The 25,639-nt window shown below is 63.2% G+C and carries 20 protein-coding genes; 13 read left to right on the forward strand and 7 right to left on the reverse strand.

Annotated elements, in window-relative coordinates; all coding sequences use genetic code 11:
- Positions 1–100 precede the first annotated feature (100 nt).
- From ACOCG7_RS04990 to zwf, 4 genes are all read left to right on the forward strand, one after another.
- On the forward strand, positions 101–355 hold the full coding sequence (locus ACOCG7_RS04990; RefSeq protein ID WP_073430918.1) for a hypothetical protein: 255 nt from the start codon (positions 101–103) through the stop codon (positions 353–355).
- A 117-nt stretch (positions 356–472) separates the two neighbouring features.
- Positions 473–1,579 (forward strand): potassium channel family protein, encoded by a 1,107-nt coding sequence (locus tag ACOCG7_RS04995; RefSeq protein ID WP_073430944.1) that lies wholly within the window; start codon positions 473–475, stop codon positions 1,577–1,579.
- A gap of 90 nt (positions 1,580–1,669) precedes the next feature.
- Complete coding sequence (gene lhpI / locus ACOCG7_RS05000; protein ID WP_073430919.1) at positions 1,670–2,605, forward strand: bifunctional Delta(1)-pyrroline-2-carboxylate/Delta(1)-piperideine-2-carboxylate reductase; 936 nt, start codon at positions 1,670–1,672, stop codon at positions 2,603–2,605.
- Between the two features lie 227 nt (positions 2,606–2,832).
- Positions 2,833–4,314, forward strand: a complete 1,482-nt coding sequence (gene zwf / locus ACOCG7_RS05005; protein WP_073430920.1) for a glucose-6-phosphate dehydrogenase — start codon at positions 2,833–2,835, stop codon at positions 4,312–4,314.
- A 101-nt stretch (positions 4,315–4,415) separates the two neighbouring features.
- Here zwf and icmH read toward each other — a convergent pair whose 3' ends face one another.
- The 3 genes from icmH to tssJ all read right to left on the reverse strand — a co-directional run bounded on the left by icmH (position 4,416) and on the right by tssJ (position 7,274).
- Positions 4,416–5,195 carry a type IVB secretion system protein IcmH/DotU gene (icmH, locus tag ACOCG7_RS05010; RefSeq protein ID WP_073430921.1) on the reverse strand — a complete coding sequence of 260 codons (780 nt, stop codon included), beginning with the start codon at positions 5,193–5,195 and terminating at the stop codon, positions 4,416–4,418.
- The gene (gene tssK, locus ACOCG7_RS05015) at positions 5,192–6,538 is read right to left on the reverse strand and encodes a type VI secretion system baseplate subunit TssK (protein ID WP_073430922.1); all 1,347 of its coding nucleotides are present in this window, start codon (positions 6,536–6,538) and stop codon (positions 5,192–5,194) included. Before tssK ends, icmH begins: the two co-directional genes overlap by 4 nt.
- Before the next feature lie 109 nt (positions 6,539–6,647).
- On the reverse strand, positions 6,648–7,274 hold the full coding sequence (gene tssJ / locus ACOCG7_RS05020) for a type VI secretion system lipoprotein TssJ (RefSeq protein ID WP_073430945.1): 627 nt from the start codon (positions 7,272–7,274) through the stop codon (positions 6,648–6,650).
- Between the two features lie 384 nt (positions 7,275–7,658).
- Between tssJ and ACOCG7_RS05025 the strand changes: the two genes are divergently transcribed.
- The 9 genes from ACOCG7_RS05025 to tssA all read left to right on the forward strand — a co-directional run bounded on the left by ACOCG7_RS05025 (position 7,659) and on the right by tssA (position 18,521).
- The gene (locus ACOCG7_RS05025; protein ID WP_073430923.1) at positions 7,659–8,345 is read left to right on the forward strand and encodes a tetratricopeptide repeat protein; all 687 of its coding nucleotides are present in this window, start codon (positions 7,659–7,661) and stop codon (positions 8,343–8,345) included.
- A 37-nt stretch (positions 8,346–8,382) separates the two neighbouring features.
- Positions 8,383–8,931, forward strand: coding sequence for a type VI secretion system contractile sheath small subunit (tssB, locus tag ACOCG7_RS05030; protein WP_073430924.1), 549 nt, complete (start codon positions 8,383–8,385; stop codon positions 8,929–8,931).
- 14 nt (positions 8,932–8,945) lie between these two features.
- Entirely contained in the window at positions 8,946–10,436 is a 1,491-nt protein-coding gene (gene tssC / locus ACOCG7_RS05035; RefSeq protein WP_073430925.1) for a type VI secretion system contractile sheath large subunit, read from the forward strand.
- 72 nt (positions 10,437–10,508) lie between these two features.
- Positions 10,509–11,012 carry an Hcp family type VI secretion system effector gene (locus tag ACOCG7_RS05040; protein ID WP_073430926.1) on the forward strand — a complete coding sequence of 168 codons (504 nt, stop codon included), beginning with the start codon at positions 10,509–10,511 and terminating at the stop codon, positions 11,010–11,012.
- A gap of 88 nt (positions 11,013–11,100) precedes the next feature.
- A complete protein-coding gene (tssE, locus tag ACOCG7_RS05045) occupies positions 11,101–11,580 on the forward strand; it encodes a type VI secretion system baseplate subunit TssE (protein ID WP_073430927.1) in 480 nt (159 codons plus the stop codon).
- Positions 11,581–11,735: 155 nt separating this feature from the next.
- Positions 11,736–13,574, forward strand: a complete 1,839-nt coding sequence (gene tssF, locus ACOCG7_RS05050) for a type VI secretion system baseplate subunit TssF (RefSeq protein WP_073430928.1) — start codon at positions 11,736–11,738, stop codon at positions 13,572–13,574.
- Entirely contained in the window at positions 13,538–14,632 is a 1,095-nt protein-coding gene (gene tssG, locus ACOCG7_RS05055; protein WP_073430929.1) for a type VI secretion system baseplate subunit TssG, read from the forward strand. Before tssF ends, tssG begins: the two co-directional genes overlap by 37 nt.
- A 34-nt stretch (positions 14,633–14,666) precedes the next feature.
- Complete coding sequence (gene tssH, locus ACOCG7_RS05060; protein WP_073430930.1) at positions 14,667–17,342, forward strand: type VI secretion system ATPase TssH; 2,676 nt, start codon at positions 14,667–14,669, stop codon at positions 17,340–17,342.
- Between the two features lie 72 nt (positions 17,343–17,414).
- Positions 17,415–18,521 carry a type VI secretion system protein TssA gene (tssA, locus tag ACOCG7_RS05065; RefSeq protein WP_073430931.1) on the forward strand — a complete coding sequence of 369 codons (1,107 nt, stop codon included), beginning with the start codon at positions 17,415–17,417 and terminating at the stop codon, positions 18,519–18,521.
- A gap of 95 nt (positions 18,522–18,616) precedes the next feature.
- Here tssA and ACOCG7_RS05070 read toward each other — a convergent pair whose 3' ends face one another.
- From ACOCG7_RS05070 to ACOCG7_RS05085, 4 genes are all read right to left on the reverse strand, one after another.
- Complete coding sequence (locus tag ACOCG7_RS05070) at positions 18,617–19,570, reverse strand: OmpA family protein (protein WP_073430932.1); 954 nt, start codon at positions 19,568–19,570, stop codon at positions 18,617–18,619.
- Positions 19,571–19,574: 4 nt separating this feature from the next.
- Complete coding sequence (tagF, locus tag ACOCG7_RS05075; RefSeq protein ID WP_073430933.1) at positions 19,575–20,567, reverse strand: type VI secretion system-associated protein TagF; 993 nt, start codon at positions 20,565–20,567, stop codon at positions 19,575–19,577.
- Positions 20,564–24,430: a type VI secretion system membrane subunit TssM gene (gene tssM, locus ACOCG7_RS05080; RefSeq protein ID WP_073430934.1), complete on the reverse strand. Its 3,867-nt coding sequence runs from the start codon at positions 24,428–24,430 to the stop codon at positions 20,564–20,566. Before tssM ends, tagF begins: the two co-directional genes overlap by 4 nt.
- Positions 24,431–24,687: 257 nt before the next feature.
- Entirely contained in the window at positions 24,688–25,533 is an 846-nt protein-coding gene (locus ACOCG7_RS05085) for a M15 family metallopeptidase (protein WP_421377045.1), read from the reverse strand.
- Positions 25,534–25,639 lie beyond the last annotated feature (106 nt).

Here is a 25,639-nt window from a genome sequence, read left to right on the forward strand (position 1 = left end):
CGGTTGCGCGATGATCGGGCCCGCTTTCTGCTGAACCGCTTGCACGGAGCCTTGCGCACCTTTGCGCGCCTTTGCGATATGGGAGATACGGGAGCCCGACATGAATCGAACTTACGCGCTCTTTGCCGGCAGCCTTCTTGCGCTCAGTGCGGCCGCCGTCCCGGTCGACGCCGCCAGCCGCGACCAGCAAGCCAAGGCCTGTCGCGGCGACGCAATGCATTTCTGCGCAGCCCACATTCCGAACAAGGAAAAGATCACGGCCTGCATGAAGCAGCACATCGACGAACTGAGCCCGGCATGCCGCGCCATGTTCAAGAACGGCAAGAAAGACGAGGACAAAGCCGCGACGCAGTGAACCGGCGGCGCGGCTTGCAACGCCGCGTCGGCGTGGAGCTTGCGAACCGGGCCAACGGCGCACCGGGCGTCGTAGAATCGCTTGTTTCCCGACTCCCGGAGCCGCCGCGTGCCCGACGTGCCACACCCGCAGCTCAAATCGAAACCGCGTGCGCCGCGCTTTCGTCTGCCGCGCCGCGCTCGCTCGGCCTGGCAGGCGCCGCGCGCCCGCATCTTGTTCACGCGGCCGGCGGCGTCGCCGCAACGTGTGCTGCTGCAACGCATCGGTCTGGTGGCGGCGCTCTGCGTGCTCGCTTTCGTCGTGCTCTATCTCGACCGCGACGGCCTGCGCGACGCCAATCGCAAGGTGCTCGGCATCGTCGATCTGATGTACTTCACGATGGTCACCGTCGCCACCGTCGGTTACGGCGACATCGTGCCGGTCACCGCCCGCGCGCGTCTCATCGACGCCTTTTTCATCGTGCCGATCCGCATCATCATCTGGTTCGTGTTTCTCGGCACCGCCTATCAGTTCGTCATTCAACGCGTCATCGAGGAATTCCGCATGAAACGCCTGCAAAAACAGCTGCGCGATCACGTCGTCATATGCGGCTATGGTTTGAGCGGCTCGGTCGCGGTGCGCGAGTTGCTCGAGAGCGGCTTCGCCGCGACGTCGATCGTCGTGATCGATCCGCAGCAGGCGGCGCTCGAAGCGGCCGCCTCGCTGGGCGTCGCCGGCCTGCTCGGCGATCCGTCGCGCGAGGACCTGTTGCAGCAGGCGCAAGTGCGCATCGCGAAAGCCGTGATCATCGCCGTGGCCGACGACGCCACCGCGATCCTGCTCACGCTGACCGTGCGCAGCGTCGCGCCGCAAACCAAGATCGTCGTGCGTATCCGCGAGCAGACCTACCAGCGCCAGTTGCGCCAGGCCGGCGCGAACGTGATCGTTTCGTCGACGCGGATCGGCGGGCTGCTGCTCGCCGACGCCGTGGACAGCGACTACATCGTGCCTTTCATCAACGACCTGTTGTCGGCGCGCGGCCGGGTGAACCTGATCGAGCGCGAGGCGTCGGCAGAGGAAGTGGGCCGCTGGAGCAACGCGCTGCCGGGCGCGGTGGTGGTCGGCCTCGTGCGCGCCGGGCGCATTCTGTCCTTTTACGATGACGAGCCGTGTCCGATCGAGACCGGCGATCTGCTGATGCTGATCCAGTCCGCGCGTCAGACGAGCGGGACGCCCGTTGCCTAGCGCCGTGCGCGAGGACGCATGAAGAACAATGCGTCGTCGTGCGCGTCGCAATCGAACTCAACCTTCACAAGAATCGGAACCGCCCCGCTCATGACCCGTTCGACCACGCAGATTTTCGACGCCGCCGCGACCGCCCGGCTGATTCCGTACGCGACGCTCGTCGATGCGTTGAAGCGCGCGAGCATCGACTATGCACGGCAGCGCATCGCGAGTCCCGAGCGGCTCGTCGTGCCGCTCAACGAAGGCGGCGTCATGCTGTCGATGCCGGCCACCGCGCCCGATCTCGCCATTCACAAGCTGGTCAACGTATGCGCGAGCAACGGGCCGCGCGGCTTGCCGACGATCCACGGCCAGGTGATGGCGTTCGACGCCGATACCGGCGAGACGCTTTTCATCCTCGACGGTCCGACCGTGACCGGACGCCGGACCGCTGCGATGTCGATGCTCGGCGTCGAGACTTTCGCCGCGGCCGCGCCGCGCGAGTTCCTGCTGATCGGCACCGGCACGCAGGCGCTCAACCATCTGGAAGCGATCGGTGAACTGTTTCCCGGCGCGCGCGTATGGGTGAAGGGCAGTGCGCCCGCGCGCGCCGAGGCGTTTTGCGCCGCGCATCGCGGCAAGGCGCACGAACTGCGGCCGCTCACCGAACCTGACGCGACGATCCCCGCTTCGATCGACGTGCTGATCGCGCTCACCACCAGCAAGCAGGCCGTCTACGACGAAGCGGCGCGGGCCGGGCGGCTCGTGATCGGCGTCGGCGCATTCACGCCGGCCATGGCCGAGATCGGCGCGCGCACCATTGCCGGCAGCGCGCTTTTCGTCGACGACCTGGCAGGCGCGAGGCACGAAGCCGGCGACTTGATTCAGGCCGGCGTCGACTGGGCGAAAGTCGGCGGGATTGCCGCCGTGGTGGAAAACCCGGCGTCGCTGCCAGGGGAGAAGCCGGTCGTGTTCAAAAGCGTCGGTTGCGCGGCGTGGGATCTGGCGGCCTGCCGCGTGGCGCGCGAGGCTTTGTCCGGCGCTTGACGCTCACGGCCGCGACGCCGCACATTTGAAAGCGCCTCAAAAACAGGGGTTTAACAGCGCCGGTTGGCATATTGCGCCAAGCTGCGGCAGATGTTGCCGTGCAAACAATCTCAAAACGTTGCACCATAGGCGTTTGCCAGAAAAAAGTGCCGGTCCCCGGCGCTCGTGCTTCGCTTTTTCTGCCCCTTGACCGACGCCTTCTCCATCACGACGCTGCGATTCGCGCTATGACGACCCAACACGCTTCAGCCACTCCCGACCTGCCGCTCGACATGATCATCTTCGGCGGCACGGGCGACCTGTCGTTCCGCAAGCTGCTGCCGGCGCTTTACATGGCGCATCTGCACTGCAATCTGCCGACGGATACCCGCATTCTCACGATCGGCCGCAAGCCCTGGTCGCGCGAGGAGTACATCAACGAATTCATGGAGCTGAAGGCGAAGCCCTTCATCGAAAAGAAGGCGTTCGATGCCGCCGCCTGGGACAAATTCATGGCGCTGTTCGAGTACGTGCGCATGGACGTCGACTCGATCGAAGACTACACACGCCTGAGCGAAGCATCGCGCCCCGGCGTGCGGCGCGTGTTCTATCTCGCGACCTCGCCGGATCTGTTCACGAACATCTGCGACAACCTCTCGGCCGCCGGTCTCGTCGACGAGCATTCGCGCGTCGTGCTCGAAAAGCCGCTCGGCCACGATCTCGCGTCGGCGCAGGAGATCAACACGGCGGTCGGCAAGCACTTCAGCGAAGCGCAGATCTACCGGATCGATCACTACCTCGGCAAGGAAACCGTCCAGAACCTGATGGTGCTGCGCTTCGGCAATCCGATTTTCGGGCCGCTGTGGCAGGCGCCGTATATCAAGCGCGTGCAGATCACGGTCGCGGAAACGGTCGGCGTGGGCAGCCGCGCGGGCTTCTACGACAAGACCGGCGCGTTGCGCGACATGGTGCAGAACCACTTGCTGCAATTGCTGTGCATCGTCGCGATGGAGCCGCCGGTGTCGCTCGACCCCGATGCGGTGCGCGACGAAAAGCTCAAGGTGCTGCGCTCGCTGCGGCCCATGACCCCCGAGGACATCGCTCGCGATACCGTGCGTGGCCAATACACCGCGGGCGCGGTGGACGGCGAGGCGGTGAAGGGCTATCTGGAGGAAGAGAACGTGCCGGCCGGCAGCCGCGCCGAAACCTTCGTCGCGTTGCGCGCGCATATCAACAACTGGCGCTGGGCCAACGTGCCGTTTTTCCTGCGCACCGGCAAGCGGATGCAGAAGAAGGTGTCGGAGATCGTCATCGAGTTCTCCGAGTTGCCGTTCTCGATCATTCCGAGCGGCGGGCGCAACTACGGCAACCGTCTCGTGATCCAGTTGCAGCCGGAAGAGTCGATCCAGTTGCAGATGCTCGCGAAGGAGCCGGGCAGCGGCATGCACATGCTGCCGGTGAATCTGAACCTGGATTTGCAGCAGGCTTTCACCGAGCGCCGCGCCGAAGCGTACGAGCGTCTCCTGATCGACGTGATTCGCGGGCGCCTCACGCATTTCATGCGCCGCGACGAACTGGAAGCCGCCTGGGCGTGGGCCGAGCCGATCCTGGCAGGCTGGAGCAAGTCGGGCGAGCGGCCGCGCGGTTATACGGCGGGGACGTTCGGGCCGGCGGCATCCACTGCGCTGATGGCGCGGGAAAACGCGGTGTGGGCGGAAGAGTCGCAATAAGCGGTTCGCTGGCGCAATAAAAAAGGGCGGCCCGCATCGAGCGGGCCGCCCTTTTTGCTGTGACCGGCCAGCGTTATTTCGCCGGCGTCGTTCCAGCGTCGTTACGGCAACGAGATCGTCAAGGTAGCCGATTGCGGGCCGAGCTTGACGACCTGCGAATACGGCGCGAGCGTGCGCAACGTCTGATCGCGCAGATACGTATTCAGGCCGAGATAAGCCAGCAGTCCAACCAGCGCGAACACCGCGCCGATCGACCACAGCGGCACCTCGCGCTTCAGGCGGTGCGCGACCTGATCGGGCAGCGGCCAATGCGGCGCGAACGGCGCGCGCTTGCCTTTCAAATGCGCGATTTCGTCGCCGATGCGCGCGGTCAGATACGCGAGCTTCTCCGGCCCTTCCAGCAGATACTTGCCCTGAAAGCCGAGCAACAGGCACATGTGAAACACCTCGAGCGATTGCAGCCGCGCCGCGCCTTGCGCGCGGCATTCCTCGAGATACTGGAAGAACTTCTCGCCCGCCAGTTGCTCGCCGAACAGCACCAGTTGCAGCGGCCGGCGCTCCCACTCGGTACGAATCCTGAACGTGGACGACAGCACCGCTTCGTCGATGGCGGCGCAGAACGCAAACTTCGACGCGTAGACGTCTTCCGCCGATGCGTTGAGCTTCTTCGCGCCGCGTTCGAAGTCGCCGAGAAACTGCTGGATACGCTGGCTGAATTCATGCGCCTCGCCGGGCTCGCGGCCGTTCTTCAACAGGAATAGCATGAAGAAGCCGTCGTACAGCAGATCGAGCAGCGAGCGCACCTGATAGGTCGGCTCGGCGGCGGGGGCGGGCGTCGCGGCAGGCGTGCTGCCGCCAAACAGTGAGGGCGCGTAGCTCATGATGTGACGGCGATCAGTTCGAGTTGAAGATCGTTGATGCCCGACGGCGCATAGATCATTGCCGATTGAGCCTGCAACATGCGGTCATACAATGCGCCGCGCGATTCGAAGGAGAAGTAGCACGCGCCCGGCCGCACCGGAATCGCGGGCGGCACTTGCGGCGTGTAGACGAGCCGCACGCCCGGCATGGCCGAGAGCACCAGCTTGTCGACGTCGTCCGGCGCGCCGACCTTGAAGCGCGCGGGCACCGCCTCCACGAGTTCCGCGGTCGGCAGGTCCGCGGAGACGGCGATGTAGAACATGGTCTTGTCGTCGATCTTGCCGGAGTCGAGGCGACCGGAATGGAACGACGGGCGCACTTCCTCGAGCGCGATCGCGAAGTAGCGCGTGGAGATCACCGTTTCCAGCAGATCGCGCAGGATCGTATCGAGCCGCGCGAAGCCGGGACCCGGATCGTCATGCCGGTAAGCCGGCAAGTCGGACAGCGCATAACCTTTCGAAAACGTCATCAACTGGCCGGCCAGGCGCAGCAACTCCTGGAACAGACGCTCGGGATGCAGCGCCGAATGCTGATACAGATGCGCGAGCGACGCGAACGCCGCGCTCGCCGTGTGCAGCAGCCAGAACGAGGCGATGTCGCCGGAACGGAACTCGATGATGTTCTTGGTCGGCTCGCGATGAAAGCCGTACAACGCATTCACCTTGGCCTGCAACGCGTCGATCAGTTGACGCAGCCGCTGATGCAGGATGGGCGATGCGTCGATGGCGAGGCAGGGCGGCACGAAGGTGTCGTCGATCTCGAAGCCCGAGGTGGCGGTGCGGCGCACGCGCACGAGCGGCACGGAGAGCAGTTGATCGCGCGGCTCGCTATGCGCGATGAGTTTGACGCTGGTTTTCAGGAAGGTGATGTCGGCTTCGGCGGCGTCGGTGAAATGATCGGCCACCGGCGTTTGCTCGCTGACGTAACGCGACACGAAACCCGCGTTGCTGTCTTGCGAATAGTTCGCGCCGGTCTCGCGCAGCGGATGCAGCGCGAGATAAAAAATGAATTCGTTGATGCCGTCGGGCAATGTATCCAGCGCGATCGGCGGCGGCAGGTCGTCGGCTTGCGGTGCGGAGTAGAGCGCGCCGTCCGGAAAGACCAGCGACAGTTCGCTCACGCGCAACACGTTGCTGCCGAGCGCGTCGCGGTCGAAGCGCGCCGAGCGCACGCCCCAGTTGTATGGCTGGATCGCCTGGATCGATTCGAACAGGCGCGCCTCGTGATACGCGTCCTGACGCTGAAAATGCTGCGGCCTCAGAAACAGGCCTTCCCCCCAGAGCACTTTTGCGGAATAACTCATCTCAAACCTGTTATATGCGTTCAGCGTGTGGCGCGCCCGGAGATAACCGATTCGGGCGCCGCAGGGTTAATTCTCTAAGAACTGTTAAATGCCGTATTTCCGACATCTTTTATCCGCAACTCACCGAAGAAAGCATATTCAGCGGCTGCGCGGGCAATCCCTGTTCAGGTGGGATCACAGTGCCGTTGGTGACTGTCATTGCGCAGTTATGCAGGCCAATCATTATGCCGGATTTCTCCGACTTCGCCGGGTCGAAGGCGAATTTCCAACGCTGCAGCGCCGGATCGCGAAATAGGGCGACGATACCGAATGCCTGCGCTTCACGCGAGACTTTTTCGGTGACGACATAACGTTGGCCCGGGATCAGCGTCACTTCGCGCACGCCCAGCAAATCGCCGCCGAGCGCGGTCTTTTCTTTTGTTGGGTCGGTAAAGGCGTCGAATGGCGCCTGCTGGAATGAAGTGGGATCTTTCAATGTGTAAAGTCGAACCACCAGCGCGAATGGACGCCTGTCATTGGCGGCATTCAGATTGGGCGCGGCATATAACGTGAGGCCGACATTGCGCGGCGGTTTTTGCGCGTCCGGCAACTCCGGCTTGCCGAGCCCGCTTGCCTGCAAAGCCGCGTTGGCGGCGGCTCCGAGCACCGTCACGCCGGCCGCGCAGCCCCCCAGAAGCGCGCATGCGGCAACGTGTGTAATCAATAGCGATGCATGGCGAACAAAGCGCGAATTCATATACATCGACCGGCTCGACGCCGCCCCCGTCAAAACACAATAACGAAATCGATCCGGCAAATTTTCAGCACCGTAATGCCGCCTAATGCCGCTTTATGCGAGCCGCATGGAAGTTGCGACGCTTACCGCCGCTAACTCATTGCCGCACTTGCCTTTCTTTCCCATGACGGAAATTTTTTCCGCTCTTTGCATTGCCTCTATTGCACCAGGAAACAATTTCTGCCTGCATTGTTAAAAACATCCCGGTGCATTTTTTTTGTGCAATCCTTCTTCAAACGAAAGTTGAATTATCGAAAATTGGCCTGTACTATACCCGCGCACTTGAAGCAAAGCAAAACTCCGGTTTCTCCTTGAAATAAAAAATTCGCACGTCGGTGAAAAACGATGAATGAGCGTCTGTTAGTAAAACTATCTGGGGTTGTGTTGGCATGCGGCGTGATGGCCGGTTGCGCGACACAGGGCAACAACGTGGCGACCACACCGGAGGCTTTTAATAAGCAACTCGCGGATGCGGATACCGTTGCAAAGGGCGGTGATCAGGACCGCGCCATCGCGCTTTATCAGCAACTCGCCAAATCCGATCCAACGCGTGAAGAACCGTGGTCGCGCATTGCGCAGATCCAGTTCGCGCAGGCGCATTACGGTCAGGCTATCGTCGCCGCGCAAGAAGCCTTGCAACGCGACCAGACCGATCGTCAAGCGAAGAGCGTTCTGGCGGTAGCCGGTCTGCGCGTCGCCACGCAATCGCTCGGCGAGTTGCGTCAGGACGCGTCGCTCGCGGGCGACGCCAAGTCGGATGCGCAAGCGCTCGCCAGGCAGTTGCGCGACACGCTCGGCGAAGCCACGCTGTTCCCGCCCGACCCGAGCGACAAGCCGGCGAAGAAGCGCCGCGTGGTTCGTCATGTCGCGAAGGCCAAGTCCGGCGATACGCCGGATGTGACCACCAGCACGGCGGCTCCGGCCGCAACGCCCGCGGCGGCGCCCGCGCCTGTCGCGCCGGCCGCGCCCGCGGCCTCCGCCAAAGCCGCTCAAAGCGGCGGCGCGTCCGATCCGTTCAGCGCGCTGCGCTGATCCACACGCCTGATCCATCAGCATCCGGGAGCCGACGATGGCGAAGAAAGAAAGTATCCAGAAACGCTTGCAAAAAGTGCGGCCGCCCCGCGTTCAACTGACGTATGAGGTTGAACTCGGCGATGCGATCGAGGTGAAGGAACTGCCGTTCGTCGTCGGCGTGGTCGCCGATCTGGCGGGGCAGTCCGAAGTCGAGCAGCCGAAGCTGCGCGACCGCAAGTTCGTCAACATCGACCGCGATAATTTCGACGACGTGATGAAGGCGATCGAGCCGCGCGCCGCGTTCCAGGTGGAGAACCGCCTGAGCGAAGCGGGCGGGAAGTTCGCCGTCGACCTGCGTTTCAAGTCGATGGCCGATTTCAATCCCGACGAAGTGGTCGCGCAAATCGAACCGCTGCGGCAGTTGCTCGAAGCGCGCTCGAAGCTCGCCGACCTGCGCAACAAACTGGCCGGCAACGACAAACTCGAAGACCTGCTGAGCGAAGTGCTCAACAACACGCAGCAGTTGCAAACCCTGGCGAAAGACCAGGGCAACGCGGCGGATCAGCATGCCGGCGCGCCGGATCACGACAAGCAGGGCGAATAAGCACGGGGTGTGAGATGAACCAGCAAACGGCAGCAGCCCAACTCGCCACCGCGCAAGGCGGCACGGAATCCACGCTACTCGACGAAATCGTCGAGAAAAGCCGCGTGGCGAAGTCCGAGTCCGAGCATGCGCGCGCGAAAGACCTGATCGGCGAACTCGTGCATCAGGTGCTCGACGGCACGGTGGTCGTGTCCGACAACCTGTCGGCCACGATCGACGCGCGCGTCGCGGAACTCGACCGCCTGATCTCCGCGCAACTGAGCGCGGTGATGCACGCGCCGCAATTCCAGCGCATGGAAAGCACGTGGCGCGGTCTGGACTATCTGTGCAAGGAAAGCAATACCGGCGCAACGGTCAAGATCAAGGCGCTGCACGCGCCCAAGCGCGATCTGGTGCGCGACTTCAAGACCGCGATCGAATTCGACCAGAGCGCGCTCTTCAAGAAGATCTACGAAGAAGAATTCGGCACCTTCGGCGGCGCGCCGTTCGGCACGATCATCGGCGACTTCGAAGTGACGCGTCAGCCGGAAGACGTGTACTTCATCGAGCAGATGTCGCACGTCGCGGCGGCCGCGCATGCGCCGTTCATCGCGTCGGCGTCGCCCGAATTGCTGGGCCTCGAAAGCTTCGCCGATCTCGGCAAGCCGCGCGATCTCGGCAAGGTGTTCGACACGGTCGAATACGCCAAGTGGAAGTCGTTCCGCGACGCCGAAGATTCGCGCTACGTCGGCCTGACGTTGCCGCGCTTTCTCGGCCGCCTGCCGTTCAATCCGAAAGACGGCGCGACGGCGGAGGGCTTCAACTTCGTCGAAGACGTGGACGGCACCGATCACAGCAAATACCTGTGGTGTAACGCAGCGTGGGCGTTCGCCGCACGCCTGACGGCCGCGTTCGACGACTTCGGCTGGTGCGCGGCGATTCGCGGCGTGGAAGGCGGCGGGCTGGTGGAAGATCTGCCCACTCACACCTTCAAGACCGACGACGGCGAAGTCGCGCTGAAATGCCCGACCGAAATCGCGATTACCGATCGCCGCGAAAAGGAACTGAGCGACCTCGGTTTCATTCCGCTCGTGCATTGCAAGAACTCGGATTACGCCGCGTTCTTCGCCGCGCAATCGGTGCAGAAGCCCAAGAAATACAGCACCGATAGCGCGAATGCCAACGCCGTGCTGTCCGCGCAACTGCAATACATCTTCTCGGTATCGCGCGTCGCGCACTACCTGAAGGCGATGATGCGCGACAAGATCGGCAGTTTTGCGTCCGCGCAGAACGTCGAGGTATTCCTGAACCGTTGGATCTCGCAGTACGTGCTGCTCGACGACAACGCGACACAGGAGCAGAAGGCGCAGTTTCCGCTGCGCGAGGCGTCGATACAGGTCTCGGAGATTCCCGGCAAGCCTGGCGCGTATCGTTCGGTCGCGTTCCTGCGTCCGCACTTTCAACTGGACGAACTGTCGATTTCCTTGCGTCTTGTCGCTGACCTGCCGAAACCGGCAAATTCATAAACGAAGTCAAAAAACCCGTGCGGGCCGCACGGGTTGGCTGTTAAAACCACCTCTTTGGGGAGTCGATGAGTCATGAAGGATATTTATTTAAAATTCGGCAATCCGGCGATCAAAGGCGAGTCCGCCGATAAAGATCACGCTGGCTGGATCGAAATCGATTCATGGAGCCACGCGATCACGCAACCGCGTTCGGCAACGGCCTCGACGGCGGGCGGTCACACGTCCGAGCGGTGCGAGCACGCCGACATGCAGTTCACGAAAGACATCGACGTGGTCAGCCCGCTGATCTATCAACACGCATCGGGCGGCACGACGTTCGACGAAGTGACGATCGACTTCATGCGTTCGGACGGCGAAGGCAACCGCATCAAGTACCTGGAAGTGAAGCTGAAGTACGTGATCATCTCGAGCGTGACGCCGAGCGTGGTGGGCGAAGGTCTGCCGAGCGAGCAGTTCTCGCTGAAGTACGCCGCGGTGCAATGGAAGTACACGCAGCAGAAGATCGGCGGCAACCAGGGCGGCAATGCGCAAGGCGCGTGGAGCCTGACGAAGAACGACAAGACGTACGCGGTCTGATGCAGGGACGCACGCGGCGCGCGCAACGCCTTGCACGAGGTGACGTACGCCGCGCGCGTCAGGCAGCGCTCCGCTTCTTCGATCTCTGATGAAACGCTTCGAACCCAGCTTTCTCGACAAGCTGTTCGACGACGAACCGCATCTGCCGGCTTCCCCGGCGATGCGGCAATTGTCGTTGGAGGAATTGAAGAGTACGGTCGCGCGCGACGTCGAGGCGATCCTGAATACGCGGATCGCGCTAACCGAGCACGAACTCGCGGCGTTGCCGGAATGTCAGCGCTCGGTGCTCACGTATGGCTTGAACGATTTCGCGGGCTTGAGCCTCGCGAGCCATTACGACCGCACGTTCATCTGCAAATCGATTCAACAGGCGATCGCGCGGCATGAGCCGCGTCTACAGCAGGTCGCGGTCACGCTCGAACTGAACGAACAATCGACCAATGCGCTGAACTTCGCGATTCAGGCGCTGCTGGTCGTGCATCCGGCGGAAGAACCGGTGAGCTTTGACGCGCTGTTGCAGCCTTCCACGTTGCAATACTCGGTGACGCGCGCACGCGCGAAGCTGTAGCAGCGGTTTTTTTAATCGCTGCGTTGAAGTACTTTTAGCACCGCATTTTTAGCACCGCGCTTTTAGTACCGCGCTTTTATTACCGCTTTCACCGCCGTTACGCGCAACGGCGGCGCCAGATCAGGCGGAGAGGGTTCAGGTCCGGGGATAGATCGATGGAAGAATTGCTGCCGTATTACGAGCGCGAACTGTCATTTCTGCGGCGCTATTCGCGCGACTTCGCCGAGCGCTATCCGAAGATCGCCGCGCGTCTCGCGATGTCCGGCGAGCATTGCGAAGATCCGCACGTCGAGCGGATGATCGAATCGTTCGCGCTGCTGGGCGCGCGCATCAACAAGAAGCTCGACGACGACTACCCCGAATTCACCGAAGCGCTGCTGGAAGTGCTGTATCCGCACTATCTGCGGCCCTTTCCGTCGTGCTCGATCGCGCAGTTGGGCACGTCCGCGGCACTCAGCCACCTGACCGAACCGGTGCTCGTCGAGCGCGGCACGGAACTCAAGTCGCGGCCGATTCGCGGCGTGCAATGCCGTTTTCGGACCGCCTACGACGTGACGCTCGCGCCGGTCCGCATTTCGGAGGCGAAGTACACCTCGGTGGCGATGGCGCCGAGTGCCACCGTCTTGCCCGGCAACGCGACGGCCATCGTGTCGATCACGTTCGAGTCGACCGCCGCGCAACTCGATCTGTCCGCGCTGAAAGTCGGCACGCTGCGCGCGCACCTGCACGGCGAGCAATCCTTTATCGCCGCGCTGGCGGACTGCCTGTTCGTCAACGCGATGGCCACCTATGTCGAGCCCGACCGGCGTGGCGCGTGGACGCAATTGCGCACATCGCCAGTGGTGCAAGCGGGGTTCGACGAGGACGACTCGCTCATCGACTATCCGGCCAAATCGCATCCGGCCTACCGGCTGCTGACCGAGTACTTTGCGTTCCCCGAAAAATTCAACTTCGCCGACTTCGACCTCGCGGCAATGACGCGCGCGAGCGGCCGCTGCCAGCGCCTCACGCTGCATGTCGTGCTGAAGGAAGTGCGCAGCGATTCGCACATGGCGCGCCTGCTCGATTCGCTCTCGTCGCATCATTTCCGGCTGTTCTGCACGCCGGTGGTGAATCTGTTCGAGCAGCACGGCGAGCCGATCCGCGTCAGTCACCAGGCGATTTCATACCCGGTGATTGCCGAGGCGCGCCGCGCCTTTGCCTACGAGGTGTATTCGATCGACTCGGTGAAACTGGTCCGGCAGCAGGCGCATGAAGAATCGGTGATCGAATTCCGGCCGTTCTATTCGTTGCATCACGGCGAAGCGGCGCGCGCGGGGCACTACTGGTTCGCGCGGCGCAACGATTGGGTCGCGCAGAAAAGCCCAGGCTACGAGACCGAGATTTCGATCGTCGATATCGACTTCGAACCGGCCGCGCCGCAAACCGACACGCTCAGCATCGACCTGACCTGCACCAATCGCGACTTGCCCGCCGGGCTCGCCGTGGGTCTCGAAGGCGGCGATCTGTTTCTCGAAGGCGGTTCGTTGACCGGCAGCATCACGATGCTGCGCAGGCCCACGCCGAGCGTGCGTTTCGAACGCGGTCGCGCGGTGCATTGGCGGCTGATTTCGCATCTGGCGTTGAATCATGTGTCGCTCGCCAATAGCGGGCTGTCGGCGCTCAAGGAAATGCTGGTGCTCTACGATTTGCGGCGCACGGCGGTGTCGGCGCGGCATATCGACGGGCTCGTCGGCATCGAGCAGCGCGCGGCCGTGCAATGGCTGCCGGGCAAACCGTTCGCAACGTTCGTGCGCGGCATCGAGATTCGCCTGACGATCGACGAGGAGCATTTCGTCGGCACGAGTCTCGCGTCGTTCGTGCGAGTGATCGACACGTTTTTTGGGCTGTACGTGCATCTGAACAGCTTTGTGCAACTGGTCGTCGTGTCGAAGCGCACCGGCGAGGAGATTCTGCGATGCAAACCGCGCAGCGGCGAATCGATCCTGGCGTAGTCGAGCAACTTCTCGACGAACCGCATCGCTTCGAATTTTTTCAGGCGGTGCGGATTCTGGAGAAGTGGTTCGCGCAGCAAACGCCGTCACATCGCGGGCGTCCCGGCGAAGTCGTCGCGCGGCGAATCGCTTTTCGCAATTCGCTGTCGATGTCGTTTCCGCCCAGCGAGATCCACGGCGCGCAGTCTTACGACAATGAAGGCGCGGCGCTCAAAGAGAAGCCGCAACGCAGCGCGGCGCTCGAAGCCGGTTCGCTCGACAAGGTCGACATCACGCCGGCATTTTTCGGTTTGCTCGGCGGGCAGGGCGCATTGCCGCTGCATTACACCGAGCAGATCATCGCGCGCGAGCAGATCAAGCGCGACCGCGCCGCGCGCGAATTCTTCGACGTGTTTTCGAATCGCGCGACGGCGCTGTTCTACGCGGCGTGGAAGAAATACCGCCTGCCGTTTCACTACGAGCTCGATCGCGACGAGCGCTATCTGCCGCTATTGCTGGCGTTGGCCGGCGTCGCGGACGACGACACGCGCAACAGTCTGCAAGAAGGCGAAGGCGCGCTGTTCGACGAAGCGATCGCCGGTTATGCACTGGCCGCGCGGCATCGGCCGGTGTCGGCGGCCTACTTGCAACGCACGCTGTCGGAGTACTTCCAGGTGCCGGTGCGCGTCGAGCAGTTCGTCGGCAAATGGTACGACGTGCCGCGCGATCAATTGACCGTGCTCGGCAGCATCAATGCGACGCTCGGCGCCACGGCGCTGGCGGGCGAACGGGTCTGGCAGCGCGACATGCGCGCGCGGCTCGTGATAGGACCGCTCGGCAAGGCCGACTACGAAGCATTCTTGCCCGGCGCCGACCGCGCCGTGGCGCTGGAGCGCATGCTGACGCTGCTTGCCGGCGTCACGCTCGAATACGAAGTCTCGCTGGTGTTGCGCCGCGAGGAAGTGGGGCCGAGCATTCTGAGCAACGGCGCGCGCCTCGGCTGGGACGCGTTCCTGTGCACCCGGGAAGCCGACTGCGACCGCGCGGATGCACGCTACGAATTGCACGTGATTCACTGACCATAACGATAGAACCTGGACCGGATCGCACGACATGAGCACGTCCCTCAATACCCTGATCGCCAAACTGAATCCGACCTGCCGGCAGGCGGCATTGCTGGCGGCGAACAACTGTCTCGCGCGCGGTCATTACGAAGTGGACCTTGAGCATCTGTTGCTCGCGCTGCTGGATGAACCCGCGAGCGACGTCGCGCTCGTGCTGCGCGCGAGCCGGGTCGATGCTCATGCATTGCGTGCCGATCTGGAGCGCGAATTGCAGCGCCTGAAGACCGGCAATACGCGCACGCCGGTGTTTTCGAAGCATCTGATCGAATTGCTCGAACAGGCGTGGTTGATCGCGTCGCTCGATTCGCAGATAGGGCGGATCCGTTCCGGGCATTTACTGCTCGCGTTGCTGACGGCGCCGGATCTCGCGCAGTTCGCCGAGCGCATGTCGCCATTGCTGCGCGACGTGCGGGTGACCGATCTCAAGCACAAATTCGATGAATTGACCGCGGGCTCGCGCGAAGTCGAGCGCAGCAATGCGGCGCAAAACGAAGACGAAAGCACGAGCGATACGGCGGCGGCCGACAGCTTGCCCGGCGCGCCGTCCAAAACACCCGCGCTCGATACGTACACCAGCAACCTCACGCAGCGCGCGCGTGACGGCAAGATCGATCCGGTGATCGGCCGCGAAGGCGAGATTCGCCAGACCATCGACATTCTGATGCGCCGTCGGCAAAACAATCCGATCATGACGGGCGAGGCGGGCGTCGGCAAAACGGCGGTGGTCGAGGGTCTCGCGCTGCGCATCGCCGCGGACGACGTGCCGGCGCCGCTGAAAGGCGTGGCGCTGCACGTACTCGACATGGGGCTGCTGCAAGCGGGCGCGAGCGTGAAAGGCGAATTCGAAAACCGCCTGAAGAACGTGATCGACGAAGTGAAGAAGAGCCCACATCCGATCATTCTGTTCATCGACGAAGCGCACACGATCATCGGCGCCGGCGGCCAGGCCGGGCAGAACGATGCGGCGAACCTGCTGAAGCCCGCGTTGGCGCGCGGCGAATTGCGCACCATAGCGGCGACCACGTGGAGCGAGTACAAGAAGTACTTCGAGAAAGACGCGGCATTGGCGCGGCGTTTCCAGGTCGTGAAGATCGAGGAGCCGGGCGAAACGCTCGCCGCCTCGATGCTGCGCGGCATGGCGGCGTTGATGGAAAAACACTTCAACGTCCGCGTGCTCGACGACGCGATCACGGAAGCGGTGCGCCTGTCGCATCGCTACATCAGCGGCCGGCAACTGCCGGATAAGGCGATCAGCGTGCTCGACACCGCCTGCGCGAAAGTCGCGCTGGCGCATAGCTCGACACCGGCTGCGATCGACGACACGAAAAAGCGCCTCGAACGTATCGACGCTGAAATCGCCGCGCTGGAGCGCGAAGTGGCGAGCGGCGCGCTGCACGACGAGCGGCTCGCGGAACTGCGCAGCGAACGGGAACAAGACCTCAAGGATCTCGCCGAAGACGAAGCGCGCTACGACAAGGAGCGCGCGCTCGTCACGGAGATCGTCGGCCTGCGCGCGGAAATCGACGCGGCGCGTGTGAGCAGCGCCGCTGCCGCGCAAGCCGAAAAAGCGCAGCAGGCGCGCGAAACGCTCGCCACGCGCGTGGCCGAATTGCACGCGTTGCAAGGCGGTCAGCCGATGGTGCCGTTGCAGGTCGACGGCCACGTGGTCGCTGAAATCGTCGCGTCGTGGACCGGCATCCCGCTCGGCCGCATGGTCAAGGACGAAATCCAGACCGTGCTGAACCTGCAACCGCTATTGAGCGCGCGCGTGATCGGCCAGGACCATGCGCTCGATGCGATCGCGCAACGCGTGCGCACCGCGAGCGCGAATCTCGAAGATCCGAACAAGCCGCGCGGCGTGTTCATGTTCGTCGGGCCGTCGGGGGTCGGCAAGACCGAAACTGCGCTCGCGCTTGCCGATGTGCTGTACGGCGGTGAACGCAAGATGGTCACGATCAACATGAGCGAGTATCAGGAAGCGCACAGCGTATCAGGCCTGAAAGGCTCGCCGCCGGGCTACGTCGGCTACGGCGAGGGCGGCGTGCTGACCGAAGCGGTGCGGCGCAATCCGTACTCGGTCGTGTTGCTCGACGAAGTCGAAAAGGCGCATCCCGACGTGCTCGAAATGTTCTTCCAGGTGTTCGACAAGGGCACGATGGACGACGCCGAGGGCCGCGAGATCGACTTCCGCAATACGTTGATCATCCTGACTTCGAATGTCGGCTCGCAAGCGGTGATGCAGGCGTGCCTGAACAGGAGCGCCGAAGAATTGCCGAGCGCCGACGAACTCGCGCAAGCGTTGCGCCCGCAACTCTACAAGGCATTCAAGCCGGCGTTTCTCGGCCGCTTGAAAGTGGTGCCGTACTATCCGATTTCCGATGACGTGCTCGCGGAAATCATCGAGTTGAAGCTGGAGCGGATTCGCCGCCGCATCGAGTCGAACCATAAGGCGGTGTTCGAGTGGGACGAGTCGCTGGTCGACGCGGTGCTCGCGCGTTGCACCGAGGTGGATTCCGGCGCGCGCAACGTCGATCACATTCTGAACGGCACGCTGTTGCCCGAAGTCGCGCAGCAGGTGCTGGAGCGCATCGCGAACGGCGCCGCGCTCGAACGTATTTCGGTGCGCGCGAGCGAAGCGGGCGAATTCGAATACGTGGTTGTGTGAAGCGGCGCGTCGACGCGTCGTTCGCCAGTCGATCTGTTTTAACGCCGTACCGGATACTTATCGCTTTCTGCCATGCCGACTAATCTGACTACGCTGCTGGCTCCGATCAGCGAAACCTCGCCCTGCGGCGACGATCTGCTTTTCTCCGCCGACTTCGACGCGATCCAGCACGCGCGCCGTTTCGAGGACCCGTCGCTGGATCAGGGCGAATGGGTCACGGACATCAAGGAGGCGGACTGGCCGTTCGTGGTCGAACGATCGAGCAGTCTGCTGCAAACGCAGACCAAGGATTTGCGGCTCGCCGTATGGCTCACCGAAGCGCTTGCCATCGAGGAAGGCGTCACCGGTCTCACGCAAGGCTATGCGTTGCTGACGGGGCTGTGCGAAAAGTACTGGGACCACGTGCATCCGCTGCCGGAAGGCGACGACACCGAGTACCGTCTCGGCAACGTCGCGTGGCTGGTGGGCCGCACCGGCGATCTGCTGCGCGCGATGCCGCTCACGTCGTCGCAAGGCAACTCGTATAGCACGATCGACTGGGACGTGGCCACGCATGTCGCGCAAGCCGTCAAGCGCGATCCGGATCACGCCGACGACATCGCGCGCGGCAAGCCTTCGATCGAGCAGATCGAGGCATCGAAGCGCAGCACGCCGCCGGCGTTTTATTCGACGCTGCTGGTCGACCTCAAAGCGTTCGAAGCGGCGATGCTCGCGCTCGAACAGGAACTCGATCGCCGTGCCGCCGATTCCGCGCCGAGCTTTCGCCAGGTAAAGGACGCGTATGAAAGCGTCTACCGTCTGGCCGAACGCTTCGCCCGCGACCTGGGCGTGGGCGTGGAAGCGGCGCCCACGCCGAAAGCCTCCACGCCCAACGAACCCGAACGCGCCGAGCCCACCTTCAAGACCGCCGCGCAACGCGAGGAACCCGTGTTGACGACCATGCCGACCACGTCGATTGCAGGAATACAGAGCCGTGCGCAAGCGGTTGCGCAATTGCGCGCGGTGGCGAAATTCTTTCGCGGCACCGAGCCGCATAATCCGGCCGCCTATTTCGCCGAGAAGGCCGCCGAGTGCGCGGACATGCCCTTGCATCAATGGCTCTCGACGGTGGTGAAAGACGACGGATCGCTCGCCCATATTCGCGAGCTGCTGGGCGTGAAGCCCGACGAGAAAAGCTAACGCATCCGCAAGGGAAACAAAAAAGCCTGGCTTCGATTTTCAAGGAAGCCAAGCTTTTTTCATGCGCGGCGGCGCGGAGGCGCGCAAGCAACGACTCACGACCCCGCGCGAAACTCGATGCGCCGGTTGCGTGCCCGCCCATCGCTCGTATCGTTCGATGCAATCGGTTGGTCCGGGCCTACGCCGGTTGTGGTCATTTGCTGCGGCGGCAGGCCCTTGGCGACCAGATAACCCTTCACCGCATCCGCGCGCGCCTGGCTCAGCGCGATGTTCGACGTGCGGTTGCCCGAGTTGTCGGTGTGGCCGATGATCGCCACCATCTTCGTGGTCATTTTCAACAGCACCGCGGCCATCTGATCGAGAATGGCGCGGCCTTGCGGCGTGAGCGTCGCGCTGCCGGTTTCGAATTCGATCGTGCGGTTCGCGAGCGTCTGATCGAGCAGACCTTGTTCGGACGCGCTCACGCGCAAGCCGTTCTTGATCGTGTAGGTTGGATTCAGCGCATTCGCCATGTCGCTCGCGAGCTGCTGCCGCTGCGATTCGTTGTGCACTTCGCCCTTCACGTCGATCTGCGTGCCGTCGATCTTCAATTGACCCTTGCTGATCTGCTTCAACTGCGGGCCAATCAGTTTTTGCACGTTGGCGGACCAGTTCGGCGGCGTCGCCACGTCCGCCACCTCGATCTGATCGACCACGTTCGCCGCGCCATACGTGTCGCGCAGCTTGGTCAGCACGGCGGATTTGGTCGCTTCATCCGGCACCTTGCCGCCCACCACGACCTGGCCCGGCGCTGCATTGGCGGGCGGCGGGGCGACGGTGACCGCGCCGGTGCCCGCACCCGTCGTGCCGCTGGCGAGCCCGGCTGTGTTCACGGCGGGTCCGGCAGTTCCGGCAGCGGCCGCCGACGCCGGCAGGACCGTGGTGCGAATCGACACGCCGCTGTTGTCGACCGGCGTGACGCGCGCCGGGCCGTCATTGTCGGCATGGGCGAGACCGCCGATCATGAGACCCGTGAGCAGCGCGGCCATGCGAGTGTGTTTAATCAGCATCGTGTCACGCTCCCGTGAATGCTTCGCGGAACGTGTCGATGCTGACGCGCAGCGACAGTTGCGGTTGGTCGAGGTAACTGACGAGCTTGCTGATGCCATGATCGTTCTGTGCGTGTTCGTCGATCCACTCGGGATCGTCGATATCGATGTTGTGTGCCGCATACGCCTGCGGATCGACCACGCTGTGCAGCGTTTTGGCCGAGGCGCCGTTAAAGCCGATGATGAGCCGCTCGCGCTCGGCGATCGTGCCGATGAAAATCGCCAGTTCGAAATCCGCCTGCGCGACGAACGGCGCGATCAGTTCGAGCCAGAATGCGGCGACGAGACTGCGATAAAACGGATCGTTCGGCAACGGCAACGTGAGCCCGCGTTCGAGATGCGACGAGCCGCTTTGCATGACCGGACGCAGCAGCGAGCCGAGCGCCAGCATCGCGCCGCGCAAGCGCACCGGATGACCGCTGGCGAGCAGCATCTGTTCGAGGCCGGCGAGCGTCTGGTGCTCGACGAAATCGTTGAAGGTGCCGTCGTGCGGATTGTCGGGACCGCCGCCGATTTCGATCGCCACCTGCGTTTCCCCGAGCGCCTGCAACGCGCCGGGCGGCTCGCTCGCGCCGAGCAGCGGCTTCATCTGCGAGGCGACCCGCGACCACAGCCGCGCGAACGCGAGCGGACTGTGCGCGAGGAAGGTCAGCGGCTTTTCGACTTCCAGCGCGGTCGCGGCCAGAAACGGAAAGCGCCGCGACGACTGATCGTGACTCGCCACCATGTGCCCGGCAATCGCCAGCTTGCTGCGCGAACCGAGGAACGCGAAGTGCATGGGCTTGGCGTTTTCGTAGACGATCTTCCAGCGCGGATCGTCGCTCAGCAATTCCATGGCCTCGGCGATCCAGCGATCGAGCGTGGCCAGCAATTGCGGGTTATGCGCGCTTTTGACAAAGTCGCCGCGCGACGGAATCTTGCCGAAGTAGGCGATCTGCGCCTGCACGGTTTGCGTCATTGCGCACCCCCTGTGTTCGAAACCGCGGCGGCGGCCGTGGCCGGCCGAGCCGCCGGCGAAGCCGGCGCGGTTGCGGGCGCGCCGCCCGCTGCCGTTGCATTGACCGGGTTGGCTGCGGAGCCCACGTCCGCCACCGAGGACGGCAGCCGCAAGCCGCGCAGGCTCTGTTGCTGCGGCGCGTCGCCGCCGCTCGATGCCTGCGACGTGCTGATGATGCGCATGCTGACCGCCACCGTCACGTTGCCTTGCGTCCACGACAGATCGAAGGTGCCGTCCGGACGACGCTTGCGCTGCGCCGAGTTGATCAGCTTCTCCAGACCGTAGCGGCCCGGCTCGTTGACGAGTTGCAGCGTGCGGCCGTCGAACGTGGTGGCGCTAAGCGTCGCGCCTGGCGAACCCGACGGATTCGGCCACACGAAGTTGGTCCACTGCGGCGGCGTGTTGCGATAGCGCATCTGCTGACCGTCGATCGCGAGCGTGTATTCCGTGGTGCCGCTGCTCGGCTGCGGCAGGATCTGGAACACGGTCTGCGGTTCGGACGAGCTTTGGCCGGTCGAGGCCGCGCCGCCGGCGAGCGGCGCCACCCAGCGCGCGAAGCCGTTGGTGAAGTCGGGCGTGAGCGCGAGACCCATGTCGCCCCACGTGCGAGCGGTGAGGGTATCGCCGCGGCGCACCGCGAGCGGTCCGAGCGTGGTGCCGACGAATTTGGCGATCGCGCCGTCCGGTCCGAACACCTGGGCGATCTCGCCGGCGCCGGCCTCGACCTTCGCATCGCCCGCGAACGGGTACTTGTTCGCGAGCGATCCCTGGAAGGTCTGATAGACCTGCGCATTCCACACCTTGTTGACTTCGACGCTGGCCGGCTGGATCACCACCGAATACGCGGCCATCAGCGGACGCACCAGCAGCGGGCGCAGCGCCTTGCGTTGCGAATCGGTGAGGCCCGTGAGCATCTGCTCGTCGACGTACTTCAGCGAATCGGCCAGCTCGGAGCCGTTGCCGTCGAGCGTCTGCTGCATCAACTGACGCGCGCCCGGTCCCGGATCGCCCTGATTCTTGATGACGTTAAAGCGCGTGCGGACCTTCGAGAGCGTATCCATGTAGCCCTTGAGCATCGAGCCGTTGTCGCCGCTCACCACGATACGGCCGAGTGCCGAGAACTCCTGGCCGATCGGACCCATCGGCATTTCGACCGGATTGCCGTTGATGTCGATGTTCGCGTTCAACTGGCCGGTCGGCGCGCGCGAGAACCATTGCTTGACCCAACTCGTGACGCCGCTTTGCGCGCGCTTCAGATTCGCATTGAAGAGCGACGGGTTGTCCCACGAGGTTTGGTCGTAGGCGGTTTGCAGCACCTTGCGGATCGGCGAGTCCTGCGGATCGCCCAGGCGGTTCATCGCATCCACGGCCTGGCCGAAGCTGCCGAAGCTCTGCACGGCAATGCCCTGCATGAACTTCTGCCAGTGCATCGCGTACTCGGTCTTGTACATCGTGACCAGCGCTTTCTGGATCTGCTCGGGGCTGCCTTCCAACGTCAGATCGTCGTGCGCGGAAGTGTTGAGCACCCAGTCCTTCGCCTGCAATTCCTTGGTGGCGGCGTCGCGGATCGCGGGCTGCACGTACTGGAACCACGCCTCACGCGTGAAGGTGCCGGGGATCGCATAGCTGCCCGCCACCAGCCCCGTATTGTTCTCGCCGACGATGCGCGCGATCGTCATCGGCGCGAAACGGGTCGACGCGCGCGCCTTGATTTCCTCGTAGACGCGCTGACGGGCCGGCATGCCGCGCACCACGCGGCGCAGGTTCTCGCGCGTTTGATCGACGAGGCCGAGGTTCTGGTCGATCATCGGCCAGTCGTTGTCCGACACGCGCGACAGGTAGAACGTGATCATGCGCTCGGCGCTGCGGATCATCTCGTCGCGAGGCATGTTGCCGCGATTCGTTTCGAGCCAGCCGCGCCAGAAGCGCGCCACCTGGTCGGTCAGGTGAGCCGTTTCCGCGTGACGCTTGTCGCTCAGCATCAGGTAGGTCTTGAGCGCGTTGTAGGCGTCCTCGACGTTGGTCGGCGACGCATCGCTATAGAGTCCGCCCTGGCTGTTGGTCGCCATCGCCGTGTGCGCGGACACCGGAATCGCGGCGGCATCGGGCGTGCGGTTCAGCGGCGCGAGCTGATCGGGATGCGCGTTGACGTCCTTCAGGAACGACGCGAGATTCTGTGAGACCGGCGCGAGCAGGATCTGGCGCACGCCGTTGTAATACTCGGTGAGCAGATGCTGTTCGAGCCGATCGCCCTGATACAGCCCGAGCGAAACGGCCAGCGGCTTGTCGCGGCGGAACTGTTCGAGCTGGTCGATGCGGTCTTCCAGAATGTCCATGGCCTGCAGGCGCGATTGCAGGTCGTTGCGGTTCTGCTGCAAACGCACGACGTTGTCGAGGTCGGCCTTGACGTTGTCGGCGAGTTGCTGATTGCCGATCGTCGACCACGTCCAGCCGCCGAGCGCCAACGCGAGCACCGCGACGAAGCCGAAGAACGTCGCATAGCGCATGCGCGTTTTCGCGGGGCTGGCGAATTGCCTGACCGTCTGCCGGTCGGCGAAGATCACTTTGGAGAACAGGTCGCGCAGGAAGAAGCCGTTCTTCGAGAACGCGCTGTGCGGCTTGGGCAGGCTCTCGGCGGAGAGGCCGAAGCGGTTGGCGATGCGCGTGGCGGCGGCGCTATTGGTTTCGCCTTCCTGCAACGCGCTGGTGAAATAGAAGCCGCGGAAAATCGGCTTGTACTGGAACGGGTTCGTTTCGAACAGCGTGGCGAGAAACGCGCGCAACGCCGGTTTGATAGTCGAGAATTCGAGCGGGAAACTCAACTGTCCCGGCGAGAGCTTGTTGCCGCGATTGATCGACATCTGCGCGACGCTGATCTCTTTCAGGCCGTCGTACAGTTCTTCGAAGTGGTCGTCGAACAGGCCGACCACGTCGCGCTTCTCATCCGGCTCGTAGGGGAGGGTGGCGCCCCACACGCGGTCGTATTCATGGCGGTCGCTGCCGCTGAAAAACTCGGTGAAGCCGGTGATCAGATCGGCCTTGGTGAACATCACGTACACCGGCGCGAACACTTCGAGCTTCTCGGTCAACTCCTGCACGCGTTGGCGCAGGTTCTTCGCGAGGTTGATCGCGAACTCGGGCTTGCTGCTGGTCAGTTCGGCAATGCTGGCCGTGACGATGATGCCGTTGATCGGCGCCTTCGGCCGGAAGCGCTTGAGCAGGCCGAGAAAGCCGAGCCATTCCGTGCGGTCTTCCTCGTGCACCGAATAGCGGCCGGCCGTGTCGAGCAGAATGCCTTCGGTCGTGAAGAACCAGTCGCAATTGCGCGTGCCGCCAATGCCGTGGATGACCGCGTTGTTCTTGTCCGCGAACGGGAACTGCAAGCCGGAGTTCAGCACCGCGCTGCTCTTGCCCGCGGCGGGGTTGCCGATCACGATGTACCACGGCAACTCGTACAGCGCCGAGCCGCCCGAGACCTGACCGATCTTCGAGGTCTTGATGGTCTTGACCGCGTCGACGAGGCGCGTGCGCAGCACGTCGAGTTCGGCCTGGCGCGCCGGCGTGGGCGCGGGGCCGCTTTCCGCCTGCTTCTCGGCCTGCTGTTCGAGCATTTCGCCGAGCTTGTTGTTCGCGCGGCGCGCGCGCAGGCGGCGCACCGCCCACACCAGCAGCCACAGCGCGACGATCGCGCCGAGTGCGATCGCAGGCCACAGCGGGTCGATCTGCAAGGTATCCGCGCCGATGAATAAAACAGCAGCGAGCGCGAGCAAGCCGATGATCGAGAGCGTGCGTGTGTGGGTCAACACGTTGAGAATGCGTCGCATAGGCCGTTCAGGTCTTGATGAGATGTGTTGTGGCGCGTGGTGTGGCAGGCAGCGCGGCGCGCGTATGGCATTTGAAATAAAGCGAAAGCATTTTCAGGTGACAGCGAAAAAGGCTGAATTGTTAAATCGACACCGACCGCTGCCGATCACGGATGGCCCAATGCGGATATGCTCGCGGGATTGCCGCTCTTCGCCAGAGAAATTGATTGAACGCCCCATTGTCAACCCTTTTAACCTTCTTTATTACCTGCTTCGCCTTAATGACCGCGCCCGAGGACGAAGCCCGGTTTGTGATATTCGACGTGCCCGAGATCCATCAATTTCCAACGGCCGCCCCATGTCAGACCGACCTGTTCGGCCGTCTGTCCGTATAACTGATAGCCGCGCATGGCCCAGGGATCTTTTTCTGAAATGACGAGCTTGCCTTCGCGCAAAAACGCGTTGTCCGCGGCAAGGCCGTATTGGTGATAGCTCTGGAATGCTGCGGCATTGGTGACGTTGCCCCCCATTTGCGCGAGCCGGTTTTGCCGCTCCGGACTGCGATAACCTTCCAGCAAAGCCATTTCGTACCCGTACTGCTCGTGCATGATTTTGTAAACGAGCAATAAACGCGTTCTGAAATCGGCATCGAGCAAATTCCAGTCGCGGCTCGCGTCTTTTAGCGCGGGCCGAATCTGCTCGACTTCCCGCGTTGCGAATACCTCGGGAGGCAGCGGCGGCGGGGGCACGAGCTGTTCGCCGTTCAATAACGCAGCAATTTTCTCGTCCGGAGCCCGTGCGGTGTCATCGAATTGGAATAATTGCCGGCCGCGTAATGCCAATGCCACCAATGGCGGCGTCGCAAGAATACCCGCGGTGGTAAAAATCAGCAAGCGCCGCTTTGCCAGTAAGTTTTGCATATCGACTACGGTCGATTGCGAAATTTTTGCCGAGCGTACTAATTGACCACGAGCGCGCGATGCGCGACGCGATGCCCCGCGCATAACGCGGGCATGAATAGCGAGTGCCGCGCCTAATAAATAGGCACGCACCGGCGGCAATAGCAGCATTGCGGCGATTACGACGGCAACGGCGAAATAGGCGAGAAGTACTACGGCAATCAAAGGCGACCCCGGAAATTGGAAACAATTGTATTTTGTAATGCTTGCTCTTAGAATCAGGCCTGCTCGAAGACGAGTCGGAACGGTATTATCACGGCGAAATAATCCA

The sequence above is a fragment of the Paraburkholderia sp. DD10 genome, assembly GCF_049177125.1.
Taxonomy (GTDB): Bacteria; Pseudomonadota; Gammaproteobacteria; order Burkholderiales; family Burkholderiaceae; genus Paraburkholderia; species Paraburkholderia terricola.